16 protein-coding genes and 1 riboswitch are annotated in these 20,742 nt (G+C 55.3%); of the genes, 5 read left to right on the top strand and 11 right to left on the bottom strand.

Annotated elements, in window-relative coordinates; translation table 11 throughout:
- Positions 1–35 precede the first annotated feature (35 nt).
- On the top strand, positions 36–767 hold the full coding sequence (locus EQG79_RS05055; protein ID WP_129600388.1) for a sulfite exporter TauE/SafE family protein: 732 nt from the start codon (positions 36–38) through the stop codon (positions 765–767).
- 3 nt (positions 768–770) lie between these two features.
- Here the strand turns inward: EQG79_RS05055 and EQG79_RS05050 are convergent, their stop codons facing one another.
- The 7 genes from EQG79_RS05050 to EQG79_RS05020 form a co-directional block, all read right to left on the bottom strand.
- On the bottom strand, positions 771–1,175 hold the full coding sequence (locus EQG79_RS05050; protein WP_077919167.1) for a MaoC family dehydratase: 405 nt from the start codon (positions 1,173–1,175) through the stop codon (positions 771–773).
- 29 nt (positions 1,176–1,204) lie between these two features.
- Entirely contained in the window at positions 1,205–2,263 is a 1,059-nt protein-coding gene (locus tag EQG79_RS05045; protein ID WP_077919166.1) for a 3-oxoacyl-ACP synthase III family protein, read from the bottom strand.
- A gap of 238 nt (positions 2,264–2,501) precedes the next feature.
- On the bottom strand, positions 2,502–4,004 hold the full coding sequence (locus EQG79_RS05040) for a RagB/SusD family nutrient uptake outer membrane protein (protein ID WP_077919165.1): 1,503 nt from the start codon (positions 4,002–4,004) through the stop codon (positions 2,502–2,504).
- A gap of 84 nt (positions 4,005–4,088) precedes the next feature.
- The gene (locus tag EQG79_RS05035; protein WP_129600386.1) at positions 4,089–7,238 is read right to left on the bottom strand and encodes a SusC/RagA family TonB-linked outer membrane protein; all 3,150 of its coding nucleotides are present in this window, start codon (positions 7,236–7,238) and stop codon (positions 4,089–4,091) included.
- A 393-nt stretch (positions 7,239–7,631) separates the two neighbouring features.
- A complete protein-coding gene (locus tag EQG79_RS05030; protein WP_077919164.1) occupies positions 7,632–8,123 on the bottom strand; it encodes a hypothetical protein in 492 nt (163 codons plus the stop codon).
- Positions 8,124–8,183: 60 nt separating this feature from the next.
- Complete coding sequence (locus EQG79_RS05025) at positions 8,184–9,683, bottom strand: RagB/SusD family nutrient uptake outer membrane protein (RefSeq protein ID WP_077919163.1); 1,500 nt, start codon at positions 9,681–9,683, stop codon at positions 8,184–8,186.
- Between the two features lie 23 nt (positions 9,684–9,706).
- The gene (locus tag EQG79_RS05020) at positions 9,707–12,811 is read right to left on the bottom strand and encodes a SusC/RagA family TonB-linked outer membrane protein (RefSeq protein ID WP_077919162.1); all 3,105 of its coding nucleotides are present in this window, start codon (positions 12,809–12,811) and stop codon (positions 9,707–9,709) included.
- Between the two features lie 288 nt (positions 12,812–13,099).
- On the opposite strand from EQG79_RS05020, the gene EQG79_RS05015 reads away from it, so the two are divergent.
- Positions 13,100–14,437, top strand: a complete 1,338-nt coding sequence (locus EQG79_RS05015) for an amidohydrolase (RefSeq protein WP_077919600.1) — start codon at positions 13,100–13,102, stop codon at positions 14,435–14,437.
- An 86-nt stretch (positions 14,438–14,523) separates the two neighbouring features.
- Here EQG79_RS05015 and EQG79_RS05010 read toward each other — a convergent pair whose 3' ends face one another.
- Together EQG79_RS05010 and EQG79_RS05005 are read right to left on the bottom strand one after the other, a co-directional pair.
- The gene (locus EQG79_RS05010) at positions 14,524–15,336 is read right to left on the bottom strand and encodes an SDR family oxidoreductase (RefSeq protein ID WP_077919161.1); all 813 of its coding nucleotides are present in this window, start codon (positions 15,334–15,336) and stop codon (positions 14,524–14,526) included.
- A gap of 6 nt (positions 15,337–15,342) precedes the next feature.
- Complete coding sequence (locus tag EQG79_RS05005; RefSeq protein ID WP_077919160.1) at positions 15,343–16,272, bottom strand: S66 peptidase family protein; 930 nt, start codon at positions 16,270–16,272, stop codon at positions 15,343–15,345.
- Between the two features lie 239 nt (positions 16,273–16,511).
- Here EQG79_RS05005 and EQG79_RS05000 point away from each other — a divergent pair, with 239 nt between their 5' ends.
- Positions 16,512–17,006: a nuclear transport factor 2 family protein gene (locus EQG79_RS05000; RefSeq protein WP_077919159.1), complete on the top strand. Its 495-nt coding sequence runs from the start codon at positions 16,512–16,514 to the stop codon at positions 17,004–17,006.
- Positions 17,007–17,172: 166 nt separating this feature from the next.
- On the opposite strand, the gene EQG79_RS04995 is transcribed toward EQG79_RS05000, so the two are convergent.
- Positions 17,173–18,177 carry an ion channel gene (locus tag EQG79_RS04995; RefSeq protein WP_129600384.1) on the bottom strand — a complete coding sequence of 335 codons (1,005 nt, stop codon included), beginning with the start codon at positions 18,175–18,177 and terminating at the stop codon, positions 17,173–17,175.
- Between the two features lie 175 nt (positions 18,178–18,352).
- Here EQG79_RS04995 and EQG79_RS04990 point away from each other — a divergent pair, with 175 nt between their 5' ends.
- Both EQG79_RS04990 and EQG79_RS04985 read left to right on the top strand, forming a co-directional pair.
- Positions 18,353–19,351 carry a glycosyltransferase family 2 protein gene (locus tag EQG79_RS04990; RefSeq protein WP_077919157.1) on the top strand — a complete coding sequence of 333 codons (999 nt, stop codon included), beginning with the start codon at positions 18,353–18,355 and terminating at the stop codon, positions 19,349–19,351.
- A complete protein-coding gene (locus EQG79_RS04985) occupies positions 19,303–20,094 on the top strand; it encodes a polysaccharide deacetylase family protein (protein WP_077919156.1) in 792 nt (263 codons plus the stop codon). The genes EQG79_RS04990 and EQG79_RS04985 overlap by 49 nt, the downstream gene beginning before the upstream one ends.
- On the opposite strand, the gene EQG79_RS04980 is transcribed toward EQG79_RS04985, so the two are convergent.
- Positions 20,087–20,413, bottom strand: coding sequence for a DUF721 domain-containing protein (locus EQG79_RS04980; RefSeq protein ID WP_077919155.1), 327 nt, complete (start codon positions 20,411–20,413; stop codon positions 20,087–20,089). The genes EQG79_RS04985 and EQG79_RS04980 overlap by 8 nt on opposite strands.
- 188 nt (positions 20,414–20,601) lie before the next feature.
- Positions 20,602–20,720: riboswitch (SAM riboswitch) on the top strand.
- Positions 20,721–20,742: the final 22 nt, after the last annotated feature.

Here is a 20,742-nt window from a genome sequence, read left to right as displayed (position 1 = left end):
GAGTTGGTGTCTCTTTGGTAGAAACGGTTTGTTGTATGGATTCTTCTCTCGTTTTTCTGGTTTGTCTGTTCATGGTCGGCTTTGTCTATGCGTCCGTTGGGCATGGCGGAGCCAGCGGGTACCTGGCTACCATGGCCTTGTTCGGCGTAGCACCGGCTTTGCTGAAGCCTTCGGCCCTGCTGCTGAACCTGTTCGTATCAACGGTGTCGTTCATTCAGTTTTACCGGGCGGGGCATTTTCGCTGGCGTACGTTCTGGCCATTTGCTGTAGCCAGCGTGCCGCTGGCTTTCATAGGCGCTAAAATTCCGCTGAGTGATACCCTGTATCGGCAGCTGCTGGCAGTCTGTCTGCTCCTGGTGGTGGTCCGGCTCCTCTGGTCGGTTCGGGGCGACGAAGCCGAACCGAGGCCCATTCCGCTGGGAGCCGGCTTATTGACGGGCGGACTTATTGGCCTGTTATCAGGCATGATCGGGATTGGCGGAGGGATCCTACTTAGCCCCCTCATGCTGCTGTTTCGGTGGGCCCGGCTCAAAGAAGTGGCGGCTACGTCGGCCCTGTTCATTTTTGTAAACTCGCTCTCGGGCTTTTTCGGCCTCCTCAGCAAAGGCTACTCGCCCGATCCGGCAGTGTACAGCTGGATCGGTGCTGCTTTCGCCGGCGGGGTGCTGGGCGGCTACCTGGGAAGCCATCGGTTCAACGTACCCACGCTACGGTACCTGCTGGCGCTGAGCGTTGGGGTAGCCTGTATAAAGCTGATCTTTACGTAGGACCTACACGAACATGTCTTTGTGGAACACGACGCCGGTACCGCGCAGGGTAGCCTTGCCGGTGGCCGGGTCTACCACGGTACAGGTGATTTCGGCCGTATGGCGACGGGTATCGATGGATCGGCATTCGAACCGGGCTTCGTAATCGGTATCGGGATACATGGGGCGCACAAATTCCAGCATTTGCGAGAGATGAACGCCCCCCGTGCCGCCAAAATTACGACCAAACACGCGGGCGAAAACGCTCGCGCTCAGCATACCGTGCATGATCGGGCGTTTAAACGGCGTAGTAGCCGCGTAGGCCGGGTCGAGGTGAAGCGGGTTATCGTCGCCGGTAATGTCGGCAAACCGCCGGACGTCATCCTGCGAAAAGTGATAGAGGTAGGTAAAGGTATCGCCAACTTGCATAGGAGTAAACAGCCAGGTGAGAGATCAGATTACCAGCGAATCAGCGCCGACGCCCACGTAAACCCACTGCCGAACGCCGACAGGCAAACCACATGACCATCGCGGATCTTACCGGCTTCCCAGAGTTCGCTGAGGGCAATAGGAACCGAGGCCGAAGTGGTGTTGCCATACCGTTGTATGTTGTTCCAGAGTTTTCCGACGGGCAAATTCATGTTGCGCTGCACGAACTCCAATATACGTCCGTTGGCCTGATGCAGCACAAAAAAATCTACCGCGTCGAGGGTCAGGTTATTGGCCCGGATAGCCTCCCCGATTACGGCCGGAAACTTCTCGAACGCTTTTTTTATGACCTGAAAGCCGTTGAACACCCCCGTAAACAGATAAGGTGGTTCAAACGGCCCATCGTTGGGATGAACAAACTCGTTCTCGGCGTTCAGGTACTGGGGCTTATATCGGTTAAAGTGATAGTTGCCATGGCTACCGGGGTTGATAATGCTCAACTCTTCGGCATAGGTACCATCGGCATGCAGGTGCGTTGATAGTATACCCCGGTCGGGCTGGTCGGAGGGCTGCAGCACAACCGCACCGGCGCCATCGGCAAACAACACCGCCACATCGCGGCCGCGGGGGCTGTAATCCAGGTTGAACGATTGCCGCTCGGCACCCACCACCAGTACGTTCCGATACGTGCCGGTTTTGACGAATTTATCGGCTACCGACAGCGCATATAAAAAACCGGAACACTGATTTCGGATGTCGAGCGCGCCCACCTCGCGATGGGTTATGCCCAGTTCGCGTTGCAGCAGGACTCCGCAGCCCGGCACCAGGTAGTCGGCACTCATGGTCGCGAATACAATAAAGTCGATATCGTCGGGGGTTATACCGGCTCGCTCGATGGCAATGCGGGAAGCCGCAGCGCCCATAGTGGTAGCCGTTTCTTCTCCAGACAGCGCATATCGGCGTTCGCGGATGCCGGTCCGTTCTTCGATCCAGGTATCGGCTACGTCCATTCGGGGCGCCAGTTCATTGTTGGGCACTACCCGTTCGGGCAGGTAATGGCCGATACCGGCAATTCGGGCGTTAATCATTCAGCAGAAGTTCACGGATGTTGTAGTCGGGATGTTGTGCGCCAGCTAACTGGCTTTCGTAGGGAAGTAATAGCCCCGGGCTTTACCGTGGCCGACCAGCTACACCTCAAGCCTGATTGTATACACAACCCAAAAAACGTCTGTTTGTCAGTAAATCGGGCAACAAAAAAGTCTCCCGCAGAGGCAGGAGACTTTTTTGCTGGACAACGATCAGCCAATATGGGTATCGGCTGGTTGCTTATGGGTTCTGAACAGCGGCTTTGTTCACGTTCAGCTCCGTTTGCGGAATTGGCCAGATGTAGACTGAAGCGGTTGCCGGCACAGCCTGGATCGTGCCTTTGGCAGGCAGCGGCTGGTTGGTCCGAAGGAGGTCGTTTGACCGGAACCCTTCGCCGAGCAGTTCGATCCGGCGTTCGAGCAGAATGGCGTTGGCCAGGGCGGTACCCGTGCCCAAACCAGCTGCGGTATACACACCGGCGGGGTTAGACCGGCCGCGAACGGCGTTCAGCAGGGCCAGGCCCTGTTCATCAACCGCGCCTGGGGTCAGCCGGGCTTTGGCTTCGGCCAGGTTGAGCAGCACCTCGGCATACCGGATTACGGGAACCCAGTCGGTATGCTGCGGCCCGGTCGGGAATTTGGTCAGGCGGTTGCGGCTCTGATCGCTTACAAAGTCATTCCGAATAAAACCACGGCGGGCGTCGGTGCTGGCGAAGGCTGCGTTGCCAATGATCCCGGCGGGGTTCAGGCTGAAGTCACCGATACCGATTACGGCCAGGTAGTAGCTGCCGAGGCCATTCTGGGTGCCGGGCAGGTCGTTGCTGCTCATCGGCATCGAGAAGATCGACTCGGTCGTGATGTAGTTCGAGAACGGCGTCAGAACGCTGGCCTGCAGCTGATGCGCTACACCCGATGCCGCCCGGAAGGGAGCGGCTGTCGACACGATCTTGTTGGCTTCGGTCACCACGTCGGCCCAGCGGCCCATGTTCAGATACGCACGGGTCTTGAGCGCAATGGCGGTGTTCTTGTGCGCGCGGGTCGTGTTCAGGGTGGCGTTGGCGTAGGTAGCGGGCAGGTTCTGCTCGGCAAAATTCAGATCCTCCAGCACCTGGGCATACACCTGAGCAACCGTAGAACGGGCCAGGTCGTTGTTGCCCGTTCCTACTTCAGCTTTCAGGCGAAGGGGTAGACCGGGGCTGGCACCGTTGTCTTTCGTGAATGGCTGCGCGTAAAGCTGCACCATTTGCAGATACGTCAGCGCCCGCAGGAACCGGGCTTCGGCGCGGTACTGGTTGGCCAGTGCTGCGTCAATGACGCTTGGGTTCGCATCAAGACCGGCCAGGAAGAGGTTCATCCGGTTGATGGCCAGATAGGCCGCGTTCCAGAGGTTGGTCGGCTCGTTCGAGAGCGAGTTCTGCGTGTGGTTCCAGGCACCGAGGGCAGTAACCCCGTTGTTGGTTACGTTCAGGAACTCCTCACCCCGTACGTCGATGTAAACCAGGTAACGGCCCCCCAGAAACTGGCCCGACTTAACGCTGGCGTACAACCCGTTCACCTGTGCCAGTACCCGGTCGGGGTTCTTGAAGGCTTCAAGATCAGCCAGCGATGTCAGGGGCGTTGGGTTCAGCAATTCGGTTTCGTTACAGGCTGTCAGCGATACGCTGATCAGCGCCGTGGCGAATACGGACTTGAGCAGTCCACGCCGGGTACGAGAAAATGTATGTTGAAATGGATATAATTTCATGGTCGATATGCGTCGTTTATAGACTGCTGCCTGAGTCTGGTCGAACAAAATAGTTCGGCCAGACCCGGTCAGCAAACCGGCTGATTAGAAGTTAAGACCAACGCCAAACGTGTAGGTCCGGGCCTGTGGGGCCGAGTTCCGGTCGATGCCGGGAGCAATGTTGGTATCGCGGTTGGTCGATACCTCGGGGTCAGCACCGGTGTATTTGGTGATCACGAAGGCATTCTGCACCTGAGCGTACAGACGCAGCGACGAAATGTTAGCCTTGCGGAGCAGATCGTTCCGGAGCGTATACGACAGCGACAGGTTACGACCCCGGATGAAATCACCTTTTTCTACGTTTTCGGTGATCGGGTTGGCCGACCCGTTCGAGACGTTATCGTTCAGCACCGGACGTGGAATGTTGGTGATGTCGCCGGCTTGCTGCCAGCGGTTCAGCATGTCGGTATGGTTGTTCCAGGGGCGCTGATCGCGCAGACCGGCTTTGGTACCATTGTAGATTACGTTACCACCCGAATACTGCAGGAAGATACCCAGCTCCAGGTTGCCGTAGCGGAAGGTGTTGTCGAAACCACCGAACCACTTGGGCAGGGCGTTACCCACCACTACGCGGTCGCTACCCGAAATGGCCGGCGCTACCGTCCCGTTGTCAACGTAAGTCCAGCGCTGGGCAGGAGCGGCTGCGTGGTTGTACTGAATCTGGCGGTCCTGGGTCGTACCATCGGCGTTGGTGACGGTGCGAACGAAGATCCGCTGACCGTTAGCCGGGTTAACGCCAGCCGTCCGGATGGCAAAGATGCTACCGATCGACTCACCTACGCGAACAATGTTGGCGCTTTCCAGATCGCCCGTGAAGCCGAAGATATCGGCATTGTTGTTGGCCAGGGCCAGCACTTTATTCTCGAGGGTGGCAATGTTGAAGCTGGTTGTCCAGTTGAACTTACCTTTCGTGATGTTATTCGACGTGATGGCCAGTTCAATACCTTTGTTCTCCATCGAGCCAACGTTGGTCGCAATGCTGTTGCCCGGAATACCACGCGATGGGGCAGTCGGTTCGGGCAGGACCAGATCGTTTACGCGCTTCTGGTAATAAGTGAATTCGCCCGTGATGCGGTCGTTGAACAGACCAAAGGCAATACCTAAATCAAGGCTGTTGCTGACCTCCCAACGCAGATCGGGGTTACCCGCCTGAGCAAACACGAAGGTAGGTACGGTGCCGTACAGGCCGGAGTTGAACAGGCTGAGCGAGGCAAAGCTGCCAATACCGGTGTTACCCACCTGACCATAGCTGGCCCGCAGTTTGAACTCGTTCATAACCGAACCCAGCCGTGAGTTTTTCCAGAAGTCTTCTTCTGAAATACGATAGCCAACCGATCCGCCAGCGAAGTTACCCCACTTGTTACCTACTGCGTAGGCCGAGTAGCCGTCGCGCCGGAAGTTGATGTTGAAAAGGTATTTCTTATCGAAATCGTAGTTGACCCGGGCGTAGTAAGACGACAGACCAGTCTGCGTCTGAAAGTTACCAGCGGGCGGGTTGTTGGTGGTGAAGTTACCCTGGTAGGTCGTGAAGAACGGATCGGAGAGGCCCTGACGCGAACCGCCCCAGCTGTCATACGTGAACTTCTGCTGCTCGGTACCGACTACGGTCTGGAATGAGTGCTTCCCGAAGCCGAAATCGTAGGTCAGGTAATTCTGCAGGTTCCACAGTTTGACGTTCGAATAAATGTTGAACGCCTGGCCACCGTTGGTACCCCCTTCGCCATGGACGCCGTTTCGGAAGTCGATGTCTTCTACCGTTGTCCGGTCGGTACCGTACGAAGTGCGGAAGGTCAACCCTTTGAACAGGTTCACATCGGCAAAAATATTACCAATGATGTGAGTGTTTTCCGAGGTGAATTTGCTCAAATCAAGGTCGGGCAGCGGGTTGTAGTAGCCGCCGGGGCCAACCAGGTTATTACCCAGGCCCAGGTTATTGCTGGAGCGGTTAATGTTGTACGTACCATCGGCGTTATAAGGGGCTACGTTCGGAGCCAGTACCAGCGGCAGACGACCCAGACCACCCGTGCTGAACGCACCGCGGGTACCCGTGTTCGGCGACCGGTTGAAGCTGTTGGCGAGGGTAATGTTCGACCCGATGCGGATGGCTTTGTTCAGCTGATGCGAAATATTCATCCGGCCCGTAACCCGACTGAAATCGTTTTTCTGAATCATACCCTGCTGATTGGTGTAGCCAACCGAGAAGGCATAACGCGTGTCTTTGGTGCCGCCGTTTACGTTGATGTTGTGGTTTTGCTGGAAACCCGTCCGGTATACGTAATCGTACCAGTCGGTGTCAACAATGCTGCCATCGGGGTTCAGGGTCGGGAAGAACTGATCGGGCAGACCGGCGTTGCGGGCGGCTTCGTTCTTGATGGTCATGAACTCCTGCGCGTTGAGCATGTTGAACAGACGGAACGGCTGCGTAGCACCCGCCCAGCCGTCGTAGCTCACCTGAGCGCGGCCTTCTTTTCCTTTCTTGGTGGTGATCAGGATAACCCCGGCCGCAGCGCGCGACCCGTAGATAGCCGTCGCTCCCGCGTCTTTCAGAATTTCGAGCGATTCGATGTCGTTCGGGTTGATGTCGCCCAGGGGGTTGTTGACCGTAAAGCCGCCCGACGATACGTTGCCCGAGTTGATGGGCAAACCGTCAATCACGATCAGCGGAGACGATGAACCACTAATCGACGATACGCCCCGCACGCGAATGACCGGAGCGTTGTTGAGGACGCCGTTCGGGGTGACGATGTTCACGCCAGCCGCCCGGCCCTGCAAGGCCTGATCAAAGCTCTGTACGGGCTTATTGGCAATTACCGACCCTTCTACCGACGATACCGCACCCGTAATGGTTTTTTTGCTTTGCGAACCGTAGCCGACTACAACGACTTCGTTCAGGTTCGAGGCATCGCTGGTGAGTGCAACGTTTACGCTGGCCCGATTGCCAACGGCTACTTCCTGGCTGGAGAAACCAATGAAGCTAAACACAAGCCGGGCGTTGCCCGATACATTGATCCGGTACTTGCCATCCGCGTCGGTTGTTGTACCACGGGTAGTACCTTTTACCTGTACGCTCACGCCGGGAAGGGCGGAGCCGTCGTCTGATGAAGTGACGCGGCCACTCACTGCTGCATCCTGCGCCAAAGCAGGAATGAACAAAAGAAGTGTAAGTAGCCAGCTTCCAAATAAAATTCTGATCATACTTATGATTAGGTTAGAAAAAATGGTAAAACTTGGCTGCAAAAGTACAAACAATTTATTCGGTATAACAAATGGACTATTAAATAAATTATATTCCTATATGAATAGTTGTATTAAAATTACTTTGTCTTTAGATCTAGTAGACTTATTTATAAAAAATAACCTATGTATAAATACTTATACGTATCATATCTACGTCCAACGTTTGTAAGTATATATACTTAGCTATAGGTAAGTAATTGGCGAGTTGTATAACGCCGACTTTTATGATTGACGTCCATTTAGGCTCAGGTAGGCGTATATTGACATTTTCTTAGTTGAAATAGACTTTTTTTAGCAAAAAAGGCCCGATTCATGACGAATCGGGCCTTTTTTGTCGAGTAAGTAGATCAACTATTGACGGAATGAATAACCGAGTCTCTTGTAGTTCTGGCTTGGTTTGAACTCCGTGCTGGTACTATCAATGACCAGTACCAGATTGGCCATGGGCGCGGTAGAACTGGTGGCCCGGCCAACTGTCACCGTGAGTGACCCTGCATTGCGTCCATTGGGTCCTCCCGGAATAGTTACATTTCCGCCGTTAGAGAGTGTGTAGCTGTTCGGAGAGGCTGTAGTAGCTGCCGGATCAACGAAGACCCGCACCGTCAGGTCGCTGGTCCGCTGGCGGCCAACCAGATTGATGGTGGCAACACTGGAGCTGCCGGCCGTTACGCTATTGGGCAGAGCCGTTATCGAATAAGGCCGACCCGTAGCATTGGTCCGCAGAATGGCTTCGTTAAATTCGACCAGGGTCTCTTCGTCGAAGACTTTATCGATACTATTGTCGCAGGCGTGGAGCATCAACAGCGCTAAAGCACCCGCTATAAATCCAGGTATTTTTTTCATTGAAAACGAATGGTTGATGTCTTCAGGCCCTTCGTGCTGAAGAAGGGCCTGAAGAGCAGGTTAGTAACCGAAATTCTGCCGAACGCTTTTGTTGGTCGATAACTCATTGACCGGAATAGGCGCCAGGATGCGGAAATCGTTGTACGGAACGTTATTAGGCGTTGTAGTGAGCGGAATGGTCTTGATGACATCCTGCCCGCGCCGTTTCAGATCGAACCAGCGGTGACCTTCAAACCCAAACTCCAGCCGACGCTGCCGCAGAATCTCGTTCAGCAGGGCATCGCCGGTCAGGCCGGTACGCTCCGGCAGACCCGAGCGGGTGCGGATAACGTTCAGATCGGCCAGTGCATTGGCGGTGTTACCCAGCATGGCGTTGGCTTCGGCCCGGTTGAGGTAGGCTTCCGAGATGCGGATAACCGGAACGTTGTCCAGGTTGATGATGCCGTTTTTGCCCAGGAACTTGGTACACTCGATGAAGGCGTTGCCCCGACCCGTCGTGCCCAGCTCGTACAACTGCCGACGGATGTCGAGGGCTTGGCCGGCTGTGTTCTTCTCGGCTTCGAGTTCGGCGATAAAAGCATTGTTCGGCACCAGATCACCAAAACCACCCGTTGCCGTCCGATCACCAACGCGAACCAGCGTCGTGTAGGTCGTTTGCAGCGCGTTATTCACCCCGATGTTTTCCGGCGTGGTGTACGCCAGTTCGAACACCGACTCCGGATTGCGCGGAGCCCGCCAGCCACCTACGTACGATGCATTCGGCGAGAGTTTAACCGTGCCAGCGATGGCATCCGTCGCGTTTTTGACGGCTGTGGCGTAATCCTTGTTGTACAGGGCTACCCGCGAGAACAGCACCTGAGCGGCCTGTAGGTTCCCGTTGGTTGGCAGTGTGCCATTGCTACCTGCGCTGCGGCCGAACGAATTGATCGAACCCTGCAGGTCAGAATAGATCTGTGTGTAAACGTCGGCAATAGGCGCCCGGGCCGGGAACGTAATCTGTCCCTGGTTCAGCACGCCAGTCGTCAGCAGGGGAACGCCACCCCGACTGTTCTGGGCGATTTCTACCCCTGGATCATACGCGTAAATCCGCATCAGATCATGGTACAGCAGCGCCCGCAGAAACTGAGCCTGTCCCCGGATCGAGTTCCGACGGTTGGTGTCGGTCAGGGCCGTCACGCCGGGCAGGGCGTCCAGAATCAGGTTGGCCTGGTTAATGGCAAAATAGGCAGATTGCCAGGTGCCCGGAGCAAAGGTTGTTCCGAATGATGAACCGGCAATGTTCCGGTTTTCGTTGTTCAGACGACCCGACTTGTTAGTTGCCTGAGCATTGTCGGCCAGCGCTTCGGCTACGGCCAGCATATCGCGACCGTAGAGTGCTGTGTTTTGCAGTCGGTCATAGATACCATTCAGGCCAGCATCGAGGCCTTCGGCAGTGGTCAGCGCCGACTGCGAGTCAACGTTCGATCGTGGATCGACATCGAGCAGGTTTGAGCAGGCCGTTACCGTCAATATACCGGTAGTGAGCAGGCCCAGGGACCATATATGTTTGATTGTACGCATGGAGTCAAAAATCGTTGGCTGAATTAGAACGTTAGGTTGATACCTGCCTGGTAGGTTTTCGAGTTCGGTACAACCCCGGTGTTACCGTTGCCGCCGAAGTTTAGGAACTCAGGATCGTAGCTCGTCCAGTTGGTGAACGTAAGCAGGTTGGCGCTCTGGATGTATACCCGGGCTTTCGACGCACCAATCCGTTTCGAAACGGCAGCTGGTACATCATACGCCAGCGTGATCTGCTTCAGGCGCAGGTACGAAGCGTCTTCGAGGGTACGGGTACCGCCCAGACCACTAACCCCGCGGGTTTCGATGTTACCGTTGATGGGGCGCGGCACATCGGTGATGTCGCCCGGCTGTTGCCAGCGACGGTCGTATACCGAGCGCAGGGCGTTGAAGTCACGACCAGCCAGCTCGGCCAGGAACGACGTCTGCGAATTGAACGACCGCCGGCCGTAATCGTACTGGAACAGCACGTCGAGCGTCAGCCCACCGTAGGTGAAGGTGTTGTTGAAACCGCCGTAGAACTTGGGCAGCTCCGTACCGAAATACTTCTGATCACGGGGCGTAATCGGAGTGTAGGTAATATTGCCGGCAAAATCGCGGAACATCGGCCGACCCGTGGCTGGGTTAACACCAGCATAGTCGGTGGTGTACTGCGCCTGCAGCGGCCGACCCAGGATGGCCGTCCGGCCTACTCCGTAGAAGTCGGTATAGGCGAGGGTAATGGCACTGTCGGGGTTGGCCAGGGGGACGATACCCGGGTACAGCGACGTTACCTTGTTCTCGATGAAGGTGATGTTGAACGTAGAGCGCCACTGGAACGGCCCTGCTTTCAGGTTCACCGAGTTCAGCTCGATTTCAAGCCCTTTGTTCTCTACCGAACCCACGTTGCGCGAGATGGTCGAGTAACCGCTGGTAAACGGCAGGTTGAACGGCAGCAGCAGGTCTCTACTAACCCGTCTGAACACGTCTACCGAACCCGTCAGGCGGTTCTGGAAGAAACCGAAGTCAAGACCGATGTTGGTCGTCTCGTTGGTTTCCCACCGCAGGTCAGGGTTAGCCAGCTGCGTGGGGGCAAAACCGGCCGCACCGTTGTAATCAAAACCCGCGCTGACCAGACCCAGGCCGGGGAAGTTCGACTGGTTGAACAGCGAACCCAGCTGGTCGTTACCCGTTGTACCGAACGAGGCCCGCAGTTTCAGGTCGCTGACCAGGTTGTTGCCTTTCAGGAAATCCTCTTCGGTAACCAGCCATGCTCCCGATATGGACGGGAAGAAACCATACCGATAGTTGGATCCGAACCGGCTCGAACCGTCCAGACGACCAATCAGGCTCAGGTTATACTTCTTGTTGAAGTCGTACTTGATGTTTCCGAAGATAGATGCCTTACGGAAGTTGTTGAACGTGCCGAAGATGTTCTGGGGCAGCGCTGCCGCACTGGCGTACTTGAAGTCAGGCGTCGGTACGTTGGTGATGTTAGTCGCCAGGTTCTCGTTCACATCGGAGCGGTACTCGGCGCCCAGCAACAGACCCACATCATGCTTGCCGGCAAACAGCTTGTTATAGTTGGCCGTGATGTTGGTCAGGAAGTTCTTGTTCTCGTTCAGCTGATCCTGAATCCGGCCGCGTACGTTGAAGCCATCGGCCGTCCGTGGATCCGAGAAGTTCCGGCCCCGGATGATACGATAGTCGAGGCTGACAAACGGACGAATGGTCAGACCGTCGATCACTTTGTAGTTCAGCGCCAGGCTACCGACAAACTGGTTGATGTCGGCCCGGATGGTGTTCAACTCACTAACCTGCAGGATATTCTGGTTCAGGATACCCGGGATACCCCCCTGCGAGGGTGGTCCGAAATACGACCCGTCCGGGTTGTAGATGGGAATACTTGGAATAATCAGGGGCGAAGCAAACGCACCCGCACCCAGGAACGATCCGCCGTTCGGGCCACCGAACTGACCCCGTGCCGAGATGGTACTCATCTTGAGCGTCTGGTCAATAGACAGCTTGGGGTTGATCTGGTGCGTCAGCGTCGTGTTCAGCGTACCGCGCTTGAAATCGACATTGACGATGTTAGCGCTTTGGGTGTAATACGACCCCGATACATAGAAGCGGGTTTTGTCGTTACCACCGTTCAGGCCCAGCTCGTAGTTGTTGGTGATACCCCGCTTGTATACGGCATCCTGCCAGTCGTAGGTAGGCAGCGCGGCAATGTCGGCGTCGCTCAGGGTCGTTGGCTGACGAATGGTGCTCAGCACAGCTGCCCGGGCGGCTTCGCTGGTCTGCCCCCCGTTGATGCGGGCCTGCGTGCGCAGGGCAATCCACTCCTGGGTGTTGAGTACGTCGAGCTTTTTGATCGGATCGGCAACCCCCGTAAAATAGTTGACGGAAATCTGGGTTTTACCGGCTTTACCGCGCTTGGTCGTTACCAGTACAACCCCGTTGGCGGCCTGCGATCCGTAAATAGAAGCGGCCGCTGCGTCTTTCAGAATCTCGATCGATTCGATGTCGCTGGGGTTCAGAAACGCCAGTGGGTTACTGCTGGTAAAGGTTGAGTTGTTGGTGGTGTTCAGCTGAACACCGTCGACAACGTAGAGCGGATCGCTACCGGCCGAGATTGAGCCGACACCCCGAACCCGTATCTGAATCGCGCCACCCGGTACGCCGTTGGCCGACGTTACCTGCACACCGGCTGCCCGGCCTGCCAGGGCCTTATCGAAGCTACCAACCGGCAGGTTCGAGACCGTAGCGCCGGCTACTTTCGAGCTGGCGCCGGTAAACTCGCGCCGGTTCACGGTACCGCCGTAACCCGTCACTACGACTTCGTTCAGCTCCTGGGCGTTATTATCCAGACGAACGTTCACGGTACTGCGGTTGCCAACGGCTACTTCCTGCGATAGAAAACCGATAAAACTGAATACCAACCGGGCGTTGGCAGGAGCACTAATCCGGTAATTACCGTCGGCATCGGTTGTTGTGCCGCGGGTAGTACCTTTTACCTGTACGCTCACACCGGGTAGGGTGGAGCCGTCGTCTGATGAAGTGACGCGGCCACTTACTGCTATTTCCTGCGCCAGAACCGGCAGGCAGAACAATAACGAAAGCAACCAGCTTCCAAATAAAATTTTGCGCATTTGTGAGTAGAGATTAGAATTACATTGAGATGTACCGTTAAATAAGACGCAAAGATAAGAGATGTGAAATCTGTAGCATATATAGATGATACATTTTTATTCTTTTCCGGAGAATAAGTAGTCAGACCGTTACATATTGGCTAACCATCTATAGATGTACGAGTATTAACTGATTATTAGCTCTATTGGTTAGTTTAATTGCTGTTTTTATGGAAAGTATTTACGATTTATTTGGTATTTTTGGCAAAAATCAGATTAATGTACGTACAGATAAACTTGGATATTTTGATGATTTCATACAAACAGCGCTTTCAAATTTTTGCCGGTCTGGCCTTGATTGCTCAAACAGTAAATGCTCAGCAAACGAGTCTTTCAGCCCGAATGGATAAAACAGCCGAAGGTTTGGAGAAAAAAGTGGTTGCCTGGCGTCGTGATTTTCACCAGTACCCTGAGCTCGGCAACCGGGAGTTCCGGACGGCGGGTAAGGTGGCTGCTCATCTGCAGGCACTGGGTATGGAGGTAAAAACCGGCGTCGGTAAAACCGGGGTGGTCGGTATACTCAGGGGTGGTAAACCCGGCCCGGTGGTTGCGCTGCGGGCCGATATGGATGGCCTGCCGGTAACCGAACGCGTCGACCTGCCTTTCAAGTCCGAGGTCCGTACTGAATATAACAACCAGCAGACAGGCATCATGCATGCCTGTGGGCACGACTCCCACGTGGCTATGCTGATGGGGGCGGCCGAAGTGCTGGCCTCGGTAAAAAATGAACTTCACGGAACGGTAAAATTCATTTTCCAGCCCGCCGAAGAAGGAGCACCCCAGGGCGAAGAGGGAGGAGCCTACCTGATGGTTAAAGAAGGGGTACTCGACAATCCGAAAGTCGACGCCATTTTTGGACTGCACATCAACTCGCAAACCGAAGTCGGCACCATCAAATACCGGCCGGGCGCTACCATGGCTGCAGTAGATCAGTTTGCCATCAAACTGAAAGGGAAGCAGACGCACGGTGCTTCGCCCTGGTCCGGCGTCGACCCGATCGTAACGGCCTCGCAGGTGGTGATGGGCCTCCAGACGATCGTTAGCCGGAACCTGCCCCTGACCGAGAATGCCGCGGTGGTTACGGTAGGGGCTATCCACGGTGGCATCCGGCAGAACATCATTCCGGAAGAAGTAAACATGATCGGTACGATCCGGTCGCTGGACAACAGCATGCAGAAAACCATCCACCGCCGGATCAACGAGGTGGCTACGAACATTGCCGAGAGCGCCGGTGCCCAGGCCGATGTGAAAATCGATATCATGTATCCGGTCACTTATAACGATCCGAAACTGACCGATCAGATGGTGCCAACGCTCGAAGCGGTAGCGGGTAAGAACAATGTCAGAATTACACCGGCGCAAACCGGGGCCGAAGACTTCTCCTTCTACCAGCAGAAGATACCCGGCTTCTTCTACTTCCTGGGCGGGATGACTAAAGGGAAGAAGGTAGAGGAAGCGGCCCCGCACCACACCCCCGATTTCCAGATCGATGAGAGCTGCTTCGTACTTGGCATGAAAACGCTCTGCCACCTGACCGTCGACTACATGAGTCAGACTGGCAAAGTAGCTGCGGTAAGCGGCAAGTAACGCCTGAGTTATATCAAACAAAGCGACTACCGGATCGATTCCCTGCTCAAAAAGGATCGATCCGGTAGTCGCTTTTTGTGGGTCGATCAGCTGCCTTCACGATTCCGCAAAATCCGGGACAGAAGGCCAGGGAAGAATCGTTTGATATAAATACCGTACGTTTCCGATCCGCCTATATACACTTCTTCTTTTTGCTGCTTCACGGCCCTGAGCAGCCGCTGGGCAAAAACAGCCGCGGGCATACCCACTTCCTGATGCTTGTCCATTTTGCCGTGTACCTGTCCGTCGGGGCCAAGAGCATGGAGTGAAATAGGCGTTTGAATGTAGCCGGGGCAGACTAGCGTGACCCGCAACCCGGCCGCGTGGGTTTCGGCCCGGAGCGCATCGAAGAAGCCGTGCAGCGCGTGTTTACTGGCGCAGTAGCCCGACCGTTGTTTGGTACCGAGCTTGCCCGCTACGCTGCTCGTCACCACAAAGTGCCCCTTACCCTGTTCCAGCATGGCAGGCAATACGGCTTTGGTGAGGGCCACTACGCCGAAAAAGTTGACATCCATCAGCCGGTGGTAAACGGCCAGGTCGGTATCGGCCACGGTACTGCGCTGGGTAATGCCGGCGTTCTGAAAGACGTAATCGATACGACCGAAGTGTTGGAAAACGGTATCGACATGCGCGGGCAGACTGGCCACATCGGTCATGTCTAGGGGAAGCACCAGCAGGTGCTGACTGGGGAGACCGGTCAGGTCGGCAACCCGCTGCAGCTCCTCCGCACGCCGGGCCGACAAAACCAGCCTGGGATTAGGAAAGGGGGAGTCGGGCTGCGCCAGCGCCAGGCCCAGAGCCTCACCAATACCCGAGGAAGCTCCGGTAATCCAGATTACTTGTCCGGCAGATACGTCCATATGTTTTTATCGGAATGTAAGAGTAGCTCCCGAGGGCTCGGTCGTTACGATAGCCTGTTTCCCGATGGGCAGGGCCAGGTTAACATCGACATGACCCGCCGGAAAGTTGAACAGAACCGGGTACGAGTAGGCGGACACGGCCTCGGCAATCAGCTGGTAAGCGTCTTTTCCGAACGGCAACGACGGATTGGTACGCATGTCGGTGAACTGCCCGACCACGAGCCCCGCCAGCTTCGCCAAACGACCACCCCGGCGCAACTGAGTCATCATGCGGTCGAGCGAGAACAGGGTCTCGTCAATATCTTCAATGAACAGAATCGTGCTGGTCAGATCCACATCCGTTGGGGTGCCGATCGAATTGATCAGCATGGTCAGGTTGCCGCCTACCAGTGGCCCCGACGCCTGACCCGCCCGGTTGAGGGGATGAGCAGCTACGGTATAGGCACCGGGCTGCTCGCCGAACAACCATTGCCGTACCGACTCCAGGGCCTCGGCGCGTTCGGGCTGGCCGTACTGCCGGGGCATCAGGCCGTGCAGGCTGACAATACCCGCCGTATAAAATAAGCTGAGCAGCACCGTCACATCGCTGAATCCAACGAGCCATTTCGGGGAAGTCCGCAAACCGGTGAGGTCAAGTTCGTCGGCCAGCCGGTAGCAACCGTATCCACCCCGCGTAGCGAATACGGCCTTCACCGACGGATCATCGAAGAACCGTTGCAGATCCGCCCGGCGCAACTCGTCAGAGCCCGCAAACGGACCCTCCTGGGCCCGCAGGCTGTTGCCCTCGATAACCGTAAGCTGCCAGTCGTCGCGTAAGATGCGTAACCCTTCGGCCAGCTCTTCATACGGAAACCAGCTGGCGGGCGATACAACCCCCACCGTATCGCCGGGGCGCAGAACGGGAGGAGTTACTAGAACAGATTCGTCAGTAAACATGCTGGCAAAGTAAACGGATTGTTCTGCTTTTGGGTAGTGCCGGGTCGGGAAGTTGAGGGAGAGTCGCCAGGTGAAGCTGGGCTTTCGTTTGCCCTCTTACTCAACAGGAGGCACCGTTCAATCAACCCGTTTTGTGGTTTAGGGGATGTGGTTTAGGTTTGATCGGGTTCGGCTCTGTCTGAATAAACTATTGTTTGTCAGCGGTTTGTTATGCTGCCCTGAATCCTTCCTTCACGACTATGAACCGCGTGTATCAATTTGGTATTACCCTTGGTTTCGTGCTGTTTAGCCGGATCCTTATTGCCCAGTCGCTGCCAGCCGATGAACGGGCAATCTGTGTCGTTATTGAACGGGAGGCACAGGCTTACCTGAACCGCAATGCGACAGAGCAGGCCAGCTGCTGGGCTACTCATACGGAACTATCGCAGCGGGTTAGCCTGGGAGACGGCCGGGTGGTCGTGGCGCAGGGCGAACAGACGGCCCTACGCCGGGGGCTGACCAGCTCGTTTCGTCAGATGGCCGAACCCGACTCATCCGTGTTTGTCAATCAGGACTATCGAATCCGGATTCGGGGCGATGCCGCTTTCGTCACCTTTTGCCAGGTAATGCGCTGCCATGGTCGGCCAACTACCCATAGCCAGCAGGTACGCTACCTTGAGCGGGAGGGAGAGCAGTGGAAAATTGTACATGCCGGTGTCATGTATTTTGAACCGGAGCCGGCCGCTAACCGATAACGCCAATCCTGACTAAAATCAGGGAGCGAAGGTACCCAAGCCGATGGGTTTGTAAACATAAAGTTCGTATTACTCAAAAATTATACTTATACATACGTAGATGGAAGAGTGAATTATGGCTAAGTACGTGCGGTAGGCGGGCGGTGAGCTAAGCAAGCCAACGAGGTCAGTTGAGCGGAGCGTCGACCGTGTCATCCAGCTTGGCGAGATCGAGTAAGGCCCCGCCCGATTGGTTGCCATCCAGCATCGGCAGAAATTTCCGGCCCCATAAAACCTCATCGTACCGATAGGAATAGCGGGTATGCACAACCTGCGAAAAGGTATCGTCAGTAGCTCGCAACAGGATCAGAAATTCGGCATCCGATTCGGCCAGATCGTCGGGCGTACATTGCTGTAACGGGCTGCCCGGCGTGATGGGATGTACCAGCGTCCAGTTGGTGGGAAAGAAGTTTACCCGATTGCGCTCCAGCTCCAGATTGTAGTATCGCCGATAACGCACTCCGTCGGGTCGGGTTTCCAGCCGCGACAATGATACGTCTACCTGCACGTCGATCAGCTGATTAGCGCGCTGGTGAACGATACGAAACATCCAGCCATTCACATCCAGGTAAGGCGCAAACAAGGCGTGGGTCGAAAAGCGTATATGTGCCACAGGACGCGAAAAACGGCCATACAGAAGCCCCGTCACCAGCGCGAAAGCCAGCAGACCGATCATTGACTCAAGCGCGGCAATAGCGCTGACTAAGTAACCTGAGGGGCTGATGTGGCCGTAGCCAACGGTAGTAAGGGTCTGGGCGCTGAAGAAGAAGGCCCCCCAGAATTGTCCCAGAGGACTCCCATCTGTCACCTTATCCAGACCGAGCAGGTATTCAGGACCGACCAGCATATAGATGCAGGCGAATACCACATTCTCCGAGAAATACAGCAGGAGTACCACCCCAAAAAAGGAGGGCCAGTTCATCGTAATCAGCCGGTTGTAGAGGTTTACCCGATCCCAGAACGAGGTGTTGGTTCGGGTAACGTTAATGCTGCCGTCCTTATTAATCAGTCGGGAGTTAGGATCGGTAAAGGTGGAGCCGAAGCCCAGATCGAGCCGTCGTTCTTCCTGATCAACCAGCTGGCTGTCTGCGCCGTATAACCGCTGCTTTCCTGATTTTCTGTTGGATAACATGGGCTTTTTCATGGATAAACAATACAAGTTGTGGCATTATTGCTAAGCCGATCCTGCGTTAAGTTTAAGCTAACTTTAATTTTTTAGTTATTTGGCATTAAGTATATGTACTTAACTTTGACTTCGCGCAGCAGCGTAACCACCGTACCTATCTAATTATTTAGTAAGTAAACCTATGAAGCTGCAACCAGGTATGATTAGCCTAGTCGTGCCAGCCTTTAATGAAGAAGAGAACCTGACCGTGTTGGTACAACGACTAACATCGGTCATGGCTTCTGAGGGTCTTTACGAAATACTGATCGTTGATGATGGCAGCAGCGATCAGACCCGCTATGTGCTCCGGCAGCTGAGCCAGACGTATCCGGCGGTTCGATTTATCTCGTTCTCGCGCAATTTCGGTCACCAGATGGCCTTACGGGCCGGCTACGAAAACGCGCGTGGCGACGCCGTCATCTGCCTCGACGCCGACCTGCAGCACCCCCCTGAACTGATCCCGACGCTGATCGAGAAATGGCGGCAGGGCTATGAGGTCGTTTACACCGTACGTCGTCCCGATCCGAAACTCTCCTGGTTCAAACGAAACTCGTCGAAGTATTTCTACCAGCTGCTGCGCCGGGTTTCGGACCTGGAGCTCGAAGATGGGGCTGCGGATTTCCGGCTGCTCGACCGGAAAGTTATCGACGTAATCCGGCAATTCAAGGAGAATGATCTGTTTTTACGCGGGGCCATTTCCTGGGTTGGCTTCCGGCAATGTCGTATGCTGTACGAGCCCGCTGCCCGGTATGCCGGCCGATCAAAATACTCCATCCGGAAAATGCTGAAACTGGCCGCTATGGGGATTACCTCGTTCTCTACCCGGCCGCTGTATTTGTCCGTTATGCTGGGTTTCGGTATGTCGCTGTTTGCTATTCTGTTCGGCGTGGAGGTGTTGTATGAATATTTCTTCACCGACGCGACCGTGTCGGGCTGGACAACGCTGGTTGTGCTGCTGGCCCTGATTGGTGGCGTGCAGTTCATCATGATCGGTATTATCGGTGTGTATTTAGGAAAAACGTTCGTTGAAGTAAAAGGAAGACCGGCCTACATCATCAGCGACACAAGTGATATTGACGAGACCGTAACTTCATGGCAACCCACTACCCAGAACGATCTATTTTATTCACCGTTGACGTAGAGGAATTTGACACGGCGCTGGAGTTCGGCCATGCCATTCCGCTGAGCGAACAGGTAGCCGTATCGACGCGGGGCCTGATCAGCCTGAACCAGCGGCTCGAATCGAATAATGTACGGGCTACGCTCTTTACTACGGCCAACTACGCACTACACGAACCTGTTCTGATGGGGCAGCTGGCCGCCCGTCATGAGATTGCATCTCATGGCTATTACCATACTACCTTCGAGCCCGCCGATCTGCTGAAGTCCCGACTGGCGCTTGAAGAGTTGCTGGGTCGCCCGGTTACCGGTTTCCGGCGCGCCCGCATGGGCTATGTCAACCCGGTTGATGTACAGCAGGCCGGGTATCAGTACAATTCGTCGCTGCATCCGACCTGGCTGCCGGGCCGGTATAACCACTGGGGCGAGCCCCGGCATCCGTTTCGGGAGTCGGGCGTCTGGCAGATTCCGGCGTCGGTAACGCCTTCGATTCGGCTGCCCCTGTTCTGGCTTAGTCTGAAAAACTTTCCGTTTGCCCTCTATAAACAATTATGCCGCCAGACCTTGCGGGCCGACGGCTTTCTGAATCTGTACGTACATCCGTGGGAGTTTACCGATCTGGCGGCCTATGGTCAGATTCCGGCTTACGTTCGCCGTCATTCGAGCGGGCTGCTGCTCGACCGGGTCGACGCCCTGTTGCAGGACCTCAAAGGCCGGGGCGAGTTTATGACAATGCAGGAGTTTGCCGAAGGATTACCTAGATAAAGACCACATCATCAATCACTTCGGCATTCATATCGCGGTTGATCACCTGAATCAGTTTCTGCTTCGCGTTGACGAGTTCGTTGCGGAGCGGGGCAGAGGTAATCTCAATATAGAGCTTACGTTCGCGGACGTACAGCCGTTTGGTGCGTGAGGCAATGGCCTGGCCCATCATGCGGCTCCAGAACGCTTCGAGGTAAGTTTCGTTGAAGCGCGTCTGTAACTGATACTGTTTCAGCAGCTGCCCGATAGCGTCTTTAAGCGTGGTTGTACCGGCCACCCGGGTGGCGTTTTCACGATTATATCGGTAGGTTTGGCTCATTGATTGGGTGTGTTACCAGACAAAAGTAGCGAACAAACACGATATCCGGCAGGCGGTCTGACCCCGAAAAATAAAAAAAGAGGGAACGGACAGAAAAACCAGATTAGGTTTGGTTAAAGACGTTTTGCCCTGTATACTTGCGTCATCAAGTCAATTGTTACGCGCCTTTTTCTTCAGGGGCGCGGGTTGATTTATACAGAAGCGGGGGAGAGATCAGGCTCTGTGAACCGCTGGCAACCTACCACACGGCAAGGTGCTAACTCCTGCCTAAAGCAGCCGCTCCGGCGGACATTAGGGACTATAAATCGTTTATGCACATGCTCTACAGC

Origin of the sequence: Spirosoma sordidisoli, assembly GCF_004138325.1 — a bacterium.
GTDB classification, from domain to species: domain Bacteria; phylum Bacteroidota; class Bacteroidia; order Cytophagales; family Spirosomataceae; genus Spirosoma; species Spirosoma sordidisoli.
The sequence above is the reverse complement of the archived record's forward strand: the minus strand, read 5'-3'. Positions and strand labels throughout refer to the sequence as shown.